This is a genomic window from Bradyrhizobium sp. B039, assembly GCF_038965675.1.
GTDB lineage: Bacteria > Pseudomonadota > Alphaproteobacteria > Rhizobiales > Xanthobacteraceae > Bradyrhizobium > Bradyrhizobium diazoefficiens.
This window is the reverse complement of record NZ_CP152416.1, coordinates 5,640,718-5,654,268: the sequence shown is the minus strand read 5'-3', so window position 1 is coordinate 5,654,268 and position 13,551 is coordinate 5,640,718. Positions and strand designations below refer to the sequence as shown.

At 65.2% G+C, this 13,551-nt stretch carries 10 protein-coding genes; 4 read left to right on the top strand and 6 right to left on the bottom strand.

The features are described from left to right. Nucleotides 1-22: 22 nt before the first annotated feature. The gene (locus AAFG50_RS26760) at nucleotides 23-874 is read left to right on the top strand and encodes a LysR family transcriptional regulator (RefSeq protein WP_028175857.1); all 852 of its coding nucleotides are present in this window, start codon (nucleotides 23-25) and stop codon (nucleotides 872-874) included. Between the two features lie 1,070 nt (nucleotides 875-1,944). Next, nucleotides 1,945-4,407, top strand: a complete 2,463-nt coding sequence (locus AAFG50_RS26755; protein ID WP_028175858.1) for an EAL domain-containing protein — start codon at nucleotides 1,945-1,947, stop codon at nucleotides 4,405-4,407. On the opposite strand, the gene AAFG50_RS26750 is transcribed toward AAFG50_RS26755, so the two are convergent. From AAFG50_RS26750 to thrS, 5 genes are all read right to left on the bottom strand, one after another. Beyond that, complete coding sequence (locus AAFG50_RS26750) at nucleotides 4,393-5,661, bottom strand: serine hydrolase domain-containing protein (RefSeq protein ID WP_028175859.1); 1,269 nt, start codon at nucleotides 5,659-5,661, stop codon at nucleotides 4,393-4,395. The genes AAFG50_RS26755 and AAFG50_RS26750 overlap by 15 nt on opposite strands. 63 nt (nucleotides 5,662-5,724) lie before the next feature. Continuing rightward, nucleotides 5,725-6,288, bottom strand: coding sequence for a nitroreductase (locus AAFG50_RS26745; protein ID WP_028175860.1), 564 nt, complete (start codon nucleotides 6,286-6,288; stop codon nucleotides 5,725-5,727). Between the two features lie 98 nt (nucleotides 6,289-6,386). After that, complete coding sequence (locus tag AAFG50_RS26740) at nucleotides 6,387-6,752, bottom strand: hypothetical protein (protein WP_028175861.1); 366 nt, start codon at nucleotides 6,750-6,752, stop codon at nucleotides 6,387-6,389. 2 nt (nucleotides 6,753-6,754) lie between these two features. Next, nucleotides 6,755-8,449 carry a YadA-like family protein gene (locus AAFG50_RS26735; protein WP_028175862.1) on the bottom strand — a complete coding sequence of 565 codons (1,695 nt, stop codon included), beginning with the start codon at nucleotides 8,447-8,449 and terminating at the stop codon, nucleotides 6,755-6,757. A gap of 735 nt (nucleotides 8,450-9,184) precedes the next feature. Then, the gene (thrS, locus tag AAFG50_RS26730; RefSeq protein ID WP_049832605.1) at nucleotides 9,185-11,227 is read right to left on the bottom strand and encodes a threonine--tRNA ligase; all 2,043 of its coding nucleotides are present in this window, start codon (nucleotides 11,225-11,227) and stop codon (nucleotides 9,185-9,187) included. A gap of 186 nt (nucleotides 11,228-11,413) precedes the next feature. Between thrS and AAFG50_RS26725 the strand changes: the two genes are divergently transcribed. After that, nucleotides 11,414-12,583 carry an MFS transporter gene (locus tag AAFG50_RS26725; protein WP_028175864.1) on the top strand — a complete coding sequence of 390 codons (1,170 nt, stop codon included), beginning with the start codon at nucleotides 11,414-11,416 and terminating at the stop codon, nucleotides 12,581-12,583. A gap of 90 nt (nucleotides 12,584-12,673) precedes the next feature. Beyond that, nucleotides 12,674-13,063, top strand: a complete 390-nt coding sequence (locus tag AAFG50_RS26720) for a hypothetical protein (RefSeq protein WP_011088283.1) — start codon at nucleotides 12,674-12,676, stop codon at nucleotides 13,061-13,063. A gap of 18 nt (nucleotides 13,064-13,081) precedes the next feature. On the opposite strand, the gene AAFG50_RS26715 is transcribed toward AAFG50_RS26720, so the two are convergent. Next, entirely contained in the window at nucleotides 13,082-13,504 is a 423-nt protein-coding gene (locus tag AAFG50_RS26715; RefSeq protein WP_231166515.1) for a GrlR family regulatory protein, read from the bottom strand. Nucleotides 13,505-13,551: the final 47 nt, after the last annotated feature.

Sequence of the window (13,551 nt, the reverse complement as noted above, 5' to 3'; positions counted from 1 at the left end):
ATTTATGTATGGGAGGGTTTTGATGGACTGGAGCGATCTGCGCATCTTCCTCGCGATTGCCCGCGAGGGTACGCTCGGCGCTGCCGCGCGAAAGATCGGTCAGACCCAGCCGACGATGGGCCGGCGGCTTCGCGCGCTCGAGACGGCGCTTGGCCAGACACTGTTCCAGCGCACCGCCGACGGCTTTGTCCTCACCGACGAGGGCACCGCCGTGCTGCGGCATGCCGAGCGGATCGAGGAGGAGGCGCTCGCATTGGAGCGGCATGCGACCGGCGCGGAGACGCAGCTCGACGGGTTGCTGCGCCTCTCGTCGTCGGACTGGTTCGGGACGGTGATGCTCTCGCCGGTGATCGCGGCCTTCGGCAAGCGTCACCCCAAGGTGACTGTCGAGCTCCTGACCGACGCGCGCCTCTACAGCCTGCCGCGCCGCGAGGCCGATCTCGTCTTCCGCATCAAGCCGTTCAGTGAACCCGAGGTGATCTCGCGAAAGCTGCTTCACATTCCCTACGCGCTTTACGACAAGAAGGGCAGCAAGCCGCCGCGCGCCGGCGACGGCAGCGGCGTCCGCGTCGTCACCATGAACGCAGAATTCGCCGACATGCCCGATGCAGTGTGGCTGAAGCGCGTGCTGCCGAGGGCGGAAATCGCCTCACGCAGCAATAACCGCCAGGCGCAGGCCGAACTCTGCGCCGGCGGCGGTGGATTGGCCGTGCTGCCGCGTCCGCTCGGCGACCGCGACCGCCGCCTCGTCGCGCTCGACATCGGCTCGACGCCGCCCGGTCGCGACACCTTCGTCGGCTATCACCGCGACCTCAAGCGCCTTGGCCGCCTGCGCGCGATGCTCGACCTTGTGATCGAGCGGCTGGCGGGGTGATGGTCTCGTAGCCAGGGTGAGCGAAGCGATACCCGGGACCGGTGGTGATCGAGAGTCCCGGATGTCGCTTAGCTCACCCGGGCTACAAGACCTTGCGTTGCCCGTCGGGCAAGACACGCAAGATGCCGGTCAACGCCCATCGTCGAAAATATTCCACTTTACCGAAATTCGGAAACGGCGTATGTGTCGCCTCACTCCGGCCCAAGGAAGAGGGGCGTATCGCGATCGTCACGAACGCGGGCCGGGCGGCGGTGGACGTGGGTCACATCGGCGCGAAAGGCATCGCAGGGCGGAGAGCCGTGAGCGAAACCGCGCGCACGACCGGTGTGATCGGCGTACGGCCAAATCGTGTCGTCCTGGCGCCCGGGGTCTGTGCGCTAAGTTCTGCGGTGATGTGTGCGGCCCGACCGGACCGCGCGCGTCAGCCATCCGCAGGGCGACGGGGGCAATAGTGCATCGCTCCCCGGGGAGAGCACGACATAAGCCGTTCCAACCACTGCGCAGGGAAGGCCGGGATGTCTCCGGTTGCCCTGTTACCCGCTGTGCATCGTAGCGCAATCTGCATCTCGCATGGCGGTCGATGGGAGCCAACCGGCTCCCGGCCTTCCCTGCGCCCTCTTTCATCTGAGGGTGAAGTGACGAAGCAAAGCTCGGGCGAGATGAGCCGCGAGAGGGTGAAGGTGTGTCTGCGATGGGGAATGCGAGTTGAAAGAGCGACGTTGTCACCCACACTCCGTCATTGCGAGCGCAGCGAAGCAATCCAGAATCCCTCCGCGGTGACAGTCTGGATTGCTTCGCTGCGCTCGCAATGACGGTGGTGATGCAGTTTGTACACACCTCTCCAATGTCGTCCTGGCTTTCGCCAGGACGACACTGAGAGTGGCGCGACGCTATCGCCATCTCATCGCGCAGCCCGCAAAAACAAAACCGTCATAGTCTCTAACGGCTACTAACCAACGCCTGACTTAAAACTGTCATAATCGCCGAATGGAACCCGCGCCCGCGCGCTCTTTACACGCCGTTAAGTGCACCTGCATTGGATGCGCTCGGAAAGTGCGTTGGGGACTGCGATGAGTGCCGCGAAGAAGATGCCGGGAAAACCGGCCGCCGAAATGTTTGACGACATCCCGGTGCTTCAGCGCAAATGGCGCGCCGCGTTGAAGCCGGGCGAACGGCTGCCGCGCTACGAGGACGTGATGCTCGGCAGCCTCGGCCGGCTCGCCGACCATATCGCACTGCTGAAGAACGACGGTGCGCTCGAGCTATCGCGCAGCGGACGCTACGTGCAGAAATGGCTCGGCGAGGAGCGCTGGGACATCCCCGTCGCCGAGCTCTCGCCCGATTGCGCCACGGCGCTGTCGGAGGCGGCGGCGATTGCGCTTGCGAACGGACGGCCGCATCAGGCGAGCGCGCATTGCGTGCGCGACGGCATGGTCAGGACCTACGATGTGCTGGCGCTGCCGACCGCCTCGCGCTGGGGCGCGACGCTGGTCGGCGCCTATGTCAACGAGCGCGGCACGCAATACAATCTGCTGGATGCGATTTTCGCCTCGACCGACGACGCGGTGATCTCGCTGGCGACGCTGCGCGATGCCGGCGGCAAGCCGTTCGATCTCCAGATCGTGCATCACAACCAGAGCGCCGCCACGCTGCTGAAGGTCGCAAGTGCCGGCCTGCTGTGGCGCCGGATCGGCGAGGGCAACACCCTGCTGGCTGCGTCCGACATCATGGAATTCCTTCTCAAGGCCGTCCGCGGCGGCCGCGGCGAACAGCTCGAGATCGAGCACGAAGGCCGGCATCTCCGGCTCAGCGCCACCGCCTTCGCCGACGTGCTCTCGCTGACGATCTCCGACGTCACCGCGTTGAAGCGGCGCGACGCCTCGTTCCGGCTGCTGTTCGACAACAACCCGATGCCGATGTGGGTGTTCGACGCCGAGACCAAGCAGTTCCTCGGCGTCAACGATGCCGCGGTCCAGCATTACGGCTACAGCCGTGCCGCCTTCCTGCGCATGAAGCTGCACGAGATCTGGCCGGAGGACGAGTGGGACAGCCACGCCGAAGCGCTCGATCGTGTCGGCGACACCTATCATTCCTCGCGCAACTGGCGGCACCTGCGTGCCGACGGCAGCGAGATCGAGGTGCTCACCTTCGGCCGCCGCGTGGCCTTCGACGACCGCGACGGCTATCTGGTCGCGGTGGTCGACATCACCGAACGGCGCAAGGCCGAGGCGCGCATCGCCCACATGGCGCACCACGACGGGCTCACCGACCTGCCGAACCGCGAATACTTCCAGGAGCGCCTGAAGCAGGCGCTCGACCAGGCCGGCGGAAAGCGGGTCGGCGTGCTCTACATCGATCTCGACCTGTTCAAGAACATCAACGATTCCTTCGGGCATCCGGTGGGCGACCGCCTGTTGAAAGAGGTCGCCGAGCGCCTGACCACCGCGGTCCGCGGCGCCAATCTCGCAGCCCGGCTCGGCGGCGACGAGTTCGCCGTGATCCTGGCGGCCGACGTCTCGCCGAACGAGGCCAGCGCCTGCGCGACCCTGTTGATCGACATGCTGAAGGCGCCCTACGAGATCGACGGCCAGGAGATGGTGATCGGCGCCAGCATCGGCATCGCGCTGTCGCCCGGCGACGGCGTGACGTCGGAGGAGTTGATGCGCAACGCCGACATGGCGCTGTACCGGGCCAAGTCCGACGGCGGCGGCGTGCACCATTTCTTCGAGCGCGAGATGGATCTTCAGGCGCAGAAGCGCCGCGACATGGAGCTCGATCTGCGCCGCGCCTTCGCCAACGGCGAGTTCGAGCTGCACTATCAGCCGCTGGTGTCGATCGCCTCCGACCGCATCTCCGGCTTCGAGTCGCTGCTGCGCTGGCGTCACCCCGACAAGGGCATGATCTCGCCGGCGGAGTTTATCCCGGTCGCCGAGGACATCGGCCTGATCACCCAGCTCGGCGAATGGGTGCTGCGCGAGGCTTGTAGCGAGGCGGTGAAATGGCCCGTCGACGTCAAGGTCGCGGTCAATCTGTCGCCGGCGCAATTCCGCAGCCGCAACCTGGTGCAGGTCGTGATCTCGGCGCTGGCGCAGTCCGGCCTGTCGCCGAAGCGGCTCGAACTGGAGATCACCGAGTCGATCTTCCTGGCCGAGACCGATGCCAATCTCGCGATCCTGCACCAGCTGCGCGAGCTCGGTGTCGGCATCTCCATGGATGATTTCGGCACCGGCTATTCCAGCCTCAGCTATCTCCGCAGCTTCCCCTTCGACAAGATCAAGATCGACCGCTCCTTCGTCAAGGACCTGGCGCAGCGGCCCGATTGCGTCGCGATCGTGCGCGCGATCTCCGGCCTCGGCCGCAGCCTCAACATCACCACGACTGCGGAGGGCGTCGAGACCGAGGACCAGCTCGACTGGCTGCGCGCCGAAGGCTGCAACGAAGTTCAGGGGTTTCTGTTCAGCGCGGCGCGGCCCGCCGCCGAGATCGAAAAGCTGCTGGCGGATTTCGGCCAGCGCGCCTCACGGGCGGCGTAACGCGGGTGGAAAGCAGTCGTAGACCAGCGCCTTGAAGGCGGGCGTGATGCGGCTGCGTTCGTTCTGGGTCTGCTGCATCATCAGGTAGACCATGTCGAGCTTGGGATCGACGCCGAAATAGGTGCCGCTGCCACTGTCCCATTTCAACTCGCCGATCGAGCCCGGGGGCGGCGGCTTCGCATTGCCGGGATCGGTGCGCACCGCAAGGCCGTAGCCATAGCCGAAGCCGTCACCCGGGAAATAGAAATAGTCGCGTCCGACGCCGGAGCCGGGACCGACGTGATCGGTCGTCATGGCCTTGAAGGCGGCCGGGCTGAGGTAACGCCTGCCCTCGAACTCACCGCGGTTGAGCAGCATCTGCGAGAAGCGCTGATAGTCGGTGATGGTCGAGAGCAGGCCGCCGCCGCCGGACTGCCATTCGGGATGGTCGAGCCGGTCGCGCTCGGCGGCGAGCAGGATGTAATCGTTCGGCAGCGGCCGCGCCATCCGAGCCAGTTCGTCTTCCGTCGCGAGTGCAAACTTGGTGCTGCTCATGCCGAGCGGGTCGAGGATGCGCTGCTTCAGGAAGTCGTACAGGGTCTGGCCCGAGATGATCTCGATGATGGCGCCGAGCACGTCGGTGGAATGGCCATAGCGCCACAGCGTTCCCGGCTGCCGTGCCAGCGGCAATTTTGCGATGCGATCGGCGAATTTCCTGTTGTTGAAGGGATCCTCGAAAATGTTGGCAGCCTTGTAGGCCTGCTCGACCCATTTGCCGCCGATATAATCGTAGCTGATGCCCGAGGTGTGTCGCAGCAGATCCTCGACGTTGACGGGACGGACCGGCGGCACGAGGTCCAGCTCCAGCTTGCCGTCCGGCTCGGTGACCTCCAGTCCCACCTTGGTGCCGGCAAAGAGGGGGACGTATTTCGATGCGGGATCGGTAAGCGCAAGCTTGCCCTCGTCGATCAGCATCATCGCGCCGAGGCAGGTGATCGGCTTGGTCATCGAGTGGATGGCGAAGATCGTATCCGGCGTCATGGCGAGGCCCGTCCTGACGTCGCGCACGCCGAATGTCTTCAGATAGACCGGCTTGCCGTGCTGCTGGACCATGATCACGGCGCCCGGCAACCGGCCGCTCGTCACCTCGTTGTCGAAGAACGCCGTGATGCGGTCGAGCCCTTCGGGCGCAGGTGCAGGGATGTCGGCGGCCCGGCTTCGCGCCATGGTGCCGGCGAGCAGCGCGGCTCCGACCAGAAATTCACGCCGCTTCATCTGGGCTCCCTCCCTCGCCGGGATCAAAGCCGCAAGATATTCAGGGCGTCAACATGTCATCGATCAAAATCGTGTCACGATTTCCGAAAGGAACGGTCGCGGACGGTCCTCGCTCGGCTTGGTCGGCGTGCCGATATGGATGAAGCCGGCGAGCTTTTCGTCCGGCTTGAGGCCGAGGCCGTCGAGCACGTCGCGGTCGAACGAGAACCAGCCGGTCAGCCAGCATGCGCCGTAGCCGAGCGCGGTCGCGGCCGTGACGATGTTCATGGCGCTGGCGCCCGCCGACAGTTCCTGCTCGAAGGCCGGTACCTTCGGATGCGGCTTGGTGAAGCTGACGATGCCGATCACGAGCGGGGCATCGGTGAGCCGTTTCCGCTCGATGTCGACATCGGCCGCCGGCGCGCCGGGATTCTTCCGCGCAAAGACCTTCGCAATCACCTCGCCGGCACGCTGGCGCGCATCGCCTTCGAAAATGATGAAGCGCCAGGGCGCGAGCTTGCCGTGATCCGGCACGCGCGCGCCGATGGTGAGGATCGTCTCGAGCTCGGCCTCCGAAGGGCCGGGCCCGGTCATCTCGCGCGGCTTGACCGAGCGGCGGGTCTTCAGGAGTTCGATGGCGTCGGGCACGGGCGTCTCTCTCATGGAACCAATTGGGCACCGCATAGCATGCGATCCTCCCGGCCACGAGACTGAACAGGCTCATTTAGACCGATTGTGATCGGGGCCTATTTGTGCCTCGTCGGCGCAGCGACAGCTGGCGTGCCCGGCATACAGTTGATGCTACCGATGCCGTTCGGGCCGTATTGTACGAAACCCGTTGCCGTCGTCGGCGAGTGCGGCGCCGAGATCGGCAGATACACATAGCAGATGGTGCCGTCGACCGGATCGCGCAAGCGCTGGACCACCGTATCCTGGAGCGGGCCGGCGAATTGCCGTTCCAATTGCATGCGCGGAAGCTTGGCCCATTCGCCCGATGGCTGGAATTGTTGCGGCGGCGGTTGTTGCGGCTGTTGCGCGACGACAGGGCGGGAGCCGAGCACGACTGCGGCCAGTACGAAGGCCGGGAAGGGAAGCTTCATCTGCGGCACCAACGTCAGAACTCGACCGCCATGCCGGCGCGGCCGATATGCTCGCTTCCACCGCCATTGGAATAGCCGCCAAACAGCACCGTCGGCGTCGTCCAGTCCAGGCGATGTGAGATGCCGATGCCCACGCCGGATTGGCCGCGATAATATCCGGCGTTCACTGCGACTGTGGTCCTGCCACGCGCCGACGGCATCAGCACCGGTGCGGCTGACACCGCGGCGACGATGCCGCGCCGGGCCTCCTGCTGGTTGGCGGTGATCTCGCTTTGCAGGCTGCCGATCTGCGACTGGAAGCCTGCGACAGCCGACTGGAGCTGGCCGACATTGACTGCATCGGTCTGGTTGACGCCGGCGGCGACATTGGTGAGGCGGCGCTCATTGCCGGCCGAGCCGAACGACACGGTGTTGGCGACGGTGTTGGTCGAGCCTGTGCCGATCGCCACTGAGTTGGCCGCGGTTGCCGAGGCATTGGTGCCCAACGCGGCCGAGTTCGAGCCCGTCGCAACCGCACCGTCGCCGAAGGCCGCGCCGCCATTGCCTGCGGAGGCTGCTGCGCCGACTGCTACCGAGCCGGTTGCCACCGCACCGGTGCCGATCGCAATCGCATTGGTGCCGGTCGAGGCGGAATTCAACCCAATTGCGATCGAGCCGGACTGGGTGGCCTGCGCATTGCCGCCGATCGCGATCGCATCGGTACCGGAGGCGTTGGCCGCTGCGCCAGCGCTGTTGACCTTGGTGTACTGAGTTGTCCCGGCGATGCCGGCCACCGTCGCACTCAGCGAGGCAACGGTCTGGTTCGTGGCGTAGAGCTGGCTGCCGTTGACGGCGTCGGTGCTGGTCGCGTCAACGGCGCCCGCGGCGACGCCAGTCACGGTGCGGTTGCCCGATGTGCCCGACACGTCGACCACGGTGCCATCCGTGCTGCTGCCGATACCGATGACCTTAGTCGACGAATTCTGCTGCACGAGGCCGATCGACCCGTTGTCGATCTGCGTCTGCAAGTTGCTGATGCTGGTCGCCGTGCTGCTTAGCGCAGCGTTCACGGCAGAGAACGCGCTGCCGACGTTGTTGTAGGAGACGCCCTGGATCATGTAGCTCGGCGCAACCATCTGTCCGCCGGCATCGAGCGTTGTGCCGAATGCTGCGGCGACCCTCTGGTTTGCAGTGTAGAGCTGGCCGCCATTGACGACATCGGTGCTGGTGGAAGACAGCGTGCCGGCGGCGACATTGACGATCCTGCGCTCTTTGCCGGCCGAGCCGACCGAGATCGTGTTTGCGACATTGGCGACGGACTTGGAACCGAGCGCAACCGCGTTGGATGCAGTCGTTTGCGCACCTTCACCGATGGCGACGCCCGAAATTGCCGCCGCTGAAACATTTGTATTGAAACCAAGAGCGGTCGAGTCCACGGCGTTGGCGCGCGCGTTCCAGCCAAATGCCGACGCAGCTGTGGCGCCCGCGACACTTGTGTAGCCGTAGGCCGAACTCCCCTGGCCGGTTGCCGCCGCGGCTTGCCCGACGGCCGTACTGTAGTCGCCATAGGCGTGCGCCGTCCGTCCGACGGCGGTTCCGGCGAGATGGGCTTGGGCGGAACTGCCGATTGCGATTGCGCCTGAATTGTCGGCAAGCGCATCCGAGCCGAGTGCGACGCTGTCCGCTCCGGTTGCCTCGGCGCTCTGCCCGATCGCCAGCGCGCTCTGCATCGTTGCCTGACTCTGCCGGCCGAACGCAATGGCGTAGTCACCACCGGCGCTCGCGGCGTAGCCAACGGCGACGGAGGCTACGCCAGTCGCTGTGCTTGAAGCGCCGAAGGCGGAGGACTGTGTCCCGCTCGCCGTGCTCGAATTACCGAAAGCCGAGGCTTGCTGGGCGGTCGTGCTGCTGTAGGAGCCGAAGGCGGAAGTCTGCGCTGCTGTCGCCTCGCTTCCGTAGCCCACCGCCGTCGAATCCGTCCCGCTGGCATTGCTCGTCGCTCCGACCGCGGTGGCGTGGCTTTGCGACGCACTACTCAGAAAACCGACCGCGACACTATAGGCTCCCGCGGCATCTGCATGGTTCCCCACCGCCGTACTGCTGGAAGCCGAAGCGGATGCAGCGTTGCCACAAGCGAATGAATCGGCAACGGGCGCGCTGCCACTGCCGGAATCGAGCAGGCAGGTTTCGGCGTAGACAGCTTCGGGAAAGACAATGAATCCGAGTGCGAACATGACAAGAGCGACGACGGCACCTGAAGCCGGCCGCCGAAACCCGGCCGCCTCGGGCTCGGCTCGCAAATTCGTATCGAGTTCACCAAACATGACCAATGTTCGCGCGGAGCCCGGTACGTCGGTATCCCCAATTCATGGGGTAGTGCTCCGGAAGTCGGGCTGGTATCGCGCTCTGAGGGCGGCCACCTTGCTGCGCAGGCGCGCCCTGTTCGTCAGGTTCAGTGGCAGGTTCTAAACGATGCCCCGTGCCCGCACGACATCAGGCGGGGTCGCTTCCTCGACCAAGGCGGCGATCGCCTCCGCCGTCGTCATCACCTTCTGGCCGTCGCTGCCGAGCCGGCGGACGGAGACCGAATGCGTCTCGGCCTCCTTCTTGCCGACCACGAGCAGTGCCGGGATCTTGGCCAGCGAGTGCTCGCGGACCTTGTAGTTGATCTTCTCGTTGCGCAGGTCGATCTCGACCCGAAGCCCCGCGCGCCGCGCCTGCTCCAGGACCTGCTTGGCGTACTCGTCGCCTTCGGAGGTGATGGTCGTGACCACGGCCTGCACCGGCGAGAGCCAGAGCGGGAAATTGCCGGCATAGTGCTCGATCAGGATGCCGATATAGCGCTCCATCGAGCCGCAGATCGCGCGATGCACCATCACCGGCGGTTTCTTGCCGCCGTCATGGTCGATGTAGAACGCACCGAACCGCTCCGGCAGGTTGAAGTCCACCTGCGTGGTGCCGCACTGCCAGTCGCGGCCGATGGCGTCGCGCAGCACATATTCGAACTTCGGCCCGTAGAACGCGCCTTCGCCCGGGTTGATCTCGGTCTTGATGTGGTTGTTCTGCGACTGGATCTCGCGCAGCACCGTCGCCATCACGCGCTCGGCGTGATCCCACATCGCATCCGTGCCGACGCGCTTGTCGGGCCGGGTCGACAGTTTCACGGTGAGATCGCCGGTGAAGCCGAAATCCGCGTAAGTCGACAGGATGAGATCGTTGATCTTCAGGCATTCCTCGGCGAGCTGGTCCTCGGTGCAGAAGATGTGCGCATCGTCCTGGGTGAAGCCGCGCACGCGCATCAGGCCGTGCATGGCGCCGGATGGCTCATAGCGATGCACCACGCCGAACTCGGCGAGCCGCAAGGGCAGGTCGCGGTAGCTCTTGAGGCCGTGCTTGAAGATCTGCACATGGCCCGGGCAGTTCATCGGTTTCAGAGCGAACCAGCGCTTGTCCTCGGCCTCGTCGCCGGCCGACTGCGCCGCGAACATGTTTTCGCGGTACCAGCCCCAATGGCCCGAGGTCTCCCACAGGACCTTGTCGAGGATCTGCGGCGCATTGACCTCGCTGTAGTCGCCGGTCAGGCGGCGGCGCATATAGGCGATCAGCTGCTGGAAGATGGTCCAGCCCTTCGGATGCCAGAACACGACGCCCGGACCTTCCTCCTGGAAATGGAAGAGGTCGAGCTCGCGCCCGAGCTTGCGATGGTCGCGTTTCTCGGCCTCCTCGATCTGCTTGAGGTAGGCGTCGAGATCCTCCTGCTTGGCGAAGGCGGTGCCGTAGATGCGGGTCAGCATCGGGTTGTTGGAATCGCCGCGCCAATAGGCACCGGCCACCTTCATCAGCTTGAAGGCATTGCCGACCTTGCCGGTCGAGGTCATGTGCGGGCCGCGGCACAGATCGAACCAGTCGCCCTGGTAGTAGATCTTGATCGGCTCGTTGCCGGGAATGGCGTCGACCAGCTCGACCTTGAACGCCTCGCCCTTGTCGCGGAACACCTGCTTGGTCTTTTCGCGATCCCAAACCTCTTTCGTGAAGGGTTTGTCGCGCGCGATGATCTCGCGCATCTTCTTCTCGATCGCGGCAAAGTCTTCCGGCGTGAACGGCTCGTTGCGGAAGAAGTCGTAGTAGAAGCCGTTCTCGATCACCGGGCCGATGGTGACCTGGGTGCCCGGCCACAGCGTCTGCACGGCTTCGGCGAGCACGTGCGCGCAGTCGTGGCGGATCAGCTCCAGCGCGCGCGGATCGTCGCGGTTGATCAGCTCGATCTTGGCATCGGCTTCGATGGGATCGTCGAGGTCGGCGACCACGCCGTCGAGCGCCATCGCGACCGTGCGCTTGGCCAGCGACGGCGAGATGCCCTTGGCGATCTCGAGGCCGGTGATGCTCTTGTCGTATTCGCGCCGGGCGCCGTCGGGGAAGGTGAGGGTGACTTTGGCTGCGGGGGTCACGGGCTTCAGATTCGAGAGGCTGTACTGGAAGCCGGATTCGGATTTGGGCTGGTCGGTCATTGCTTTTCTCCTGAAGCTCACTCCTGCGAACGAGCGCAGGTAAGCGGGAACGAGCGATATATCAGGCGATTCGGCCTGCGCAATCCGGCATTTCCAAGAAAGTGGCACGCAAAAGCTGCGGCCTTGCACCAACTATTTCGGGCAGCGGCCTTTAACAGGCGGCAAGCCGGCTCTACATGCAGTTGCATGCAAAAATCCCCCGCCGCCGGCCGTTTCGCGCCAACCGCCCTCATGCTCGGCAATCTCGTCACCGGCTGTTCGGTGCTGGCGCCGGCGGGGATGCTGCCGGAATTGTCGGCGGGGCTCGGCATCAGCATCCACGCGGCCGGGCTCCTGATCACCTTCGGCGCGATCACGCTATGCATCGGCTCGCCGCTGACGGCCTGGCTCACGAGCCGCATCGAACGGCGGACGCTGCTTGCGACCACGCTGGCGGTGCTCGCCTTCGGCAATCTCGCCTCGGCGTTCGCGCCCGACTATGCGAGCCTCCTCGTCATCCGCCTGGTGATGCTCGCGGTCGGCGCGCTCTATACGCCGCAGGCGGCCGGCACGGCGGCGCTGATCGTGCCGGCGGAGCGGCGCGGCAGCAAGATTGCCTATATCTTTCTCGGCTGGTCGCTGGCGGCCGCCGTCGGCCTGCCGCTGATCACCTTCATGGCCAGCCGCTACGGCTGGCGCGCGGCCTATGGCGGGATCGGCGCGCTCGGCTGCATCAGCTTCTTGTTGTTGCTGCTGCGCCTGCCTGCCGGACTGAAGGGCACGCCGGTGGACCTGAAGACCTGGAGCGCGGTCGGCCGCGACAGGACGGTTCTGCTGCTGCTTGCGATCACCTTGCTGCAAATGTCCGGGCAGTTCGTGGTGTTCACCTTCATGGGCCCGCTGCTCAAGAAGCTGACCGGGGCGGGGCCGGACGCAATCGGCATGGTGTTCGGCATCTACGGCCTCTGCGGTTTCCTCGGCGTCGTGATCGCGACCCGCATCGTCGATACCTGGGGTCCCTATCGCACCTCGCTGCTGTTCACCTGCCTGCTGCTTGCGGGCATTGCGGGCTGGGCGCTCGGCGCCGGCACGTTCGTCCTGATGGCAGGTGCCGTCGCGATCTGGGGCCTCGGCTTTGCCTCGACCAATTCGATGCAGCAGGTGCGGCTGGTCGCGACCGCGCCGCCGCTTGCGTCCGCCACCGTCGCGCTCAACACCTCCGTCCTTTATATCGGCCAGGCGGTCGGCTCCGCCATCGGCGGGCTGCTGTTCGCCCACGAGCTCCTGCACCCACTCGGCTTCGTTGCGGTCGGCTTCGTCGTGCTGGCGCTGGTGCTGGTGATCCTGACCCGGCCCGGGCCGGCTGCCGCCGCCTGAACCTGCGTTTTCGTGCGTGCAAGGTGCTTGGCAAACCGCGCGCGGGAGCGCTAGAAGGCCGGTCATGGGGACCAAAGAGAGTTGACTGAGATGAGGATGATTCTGGCGGTTGCCGCGGTGCTCTATTCAGCCTCCGCGTTTGCGCAAGCCGACAAGCCACCGATGGTGGGGGACAAGCCCTTGGTGCAGGTCAAGCCCAAGGGGACCAAAGCGGGGACCAAGGAGGCAGCGGCCAAGCCGGCCGCAGCGCCGAAGGGCAAGCCGCAATCGATCGCCGCACGGCTCCAGGCCTGCCTCGATCTCGATGACGGCACCAAGGACCGCCTCAATTGCTACGACGCGGTGATCCCGCCGGCGCCGAAGCCGAAGCCGGCGAAGGCCAAGGGCTACGCCGATTGCCGTTTCTTCAAGGAAGAGGACGAGCGGCTGGCCTGCTTCAACGGTTTTGCCGAGAGCATTCCGAAGCTGCCCAAGACCTAAGGTCAAGACGCCGGACGGCTAGTCGCTGATCCGGCTCAGCACAGCCCTGAAGGCAACGCCCGGCGCTTGCAGCGCGTTGCCTTCGAATTCCGCCGCGTCGCCGTCCTCGCGGCCGGTGAGCGTCAGCGTGATCCGGTCGATGCCGAACAGCCCCTTGAAGGACGGGTCGTCGTTGTAGCGCTGGGTCGAGATCTTGACCTTGATCGCGTCGCCTTCGCCCGTATAGGTGCCCATGAAGGCGAAGGCGGAATTGCCGCCGCGCATTTTGCCATCCACCACATAGACGACACCGCACCCGGTTCCGTGAACCGTGTGGAAGTCGACCTTGTACAGTCCCTGACGCACGACCTGTCCCCGCAGAAATTCCAAATCCAACTTGGCCGGCAAACTATGATCGTTGCCAGCGGAAACAATCCGGTGGCTCACGGGGATGTCGGCCATCAACATCACATTTTGATCATGGCTTGAGAGAATTGCAGGCAGCGCAC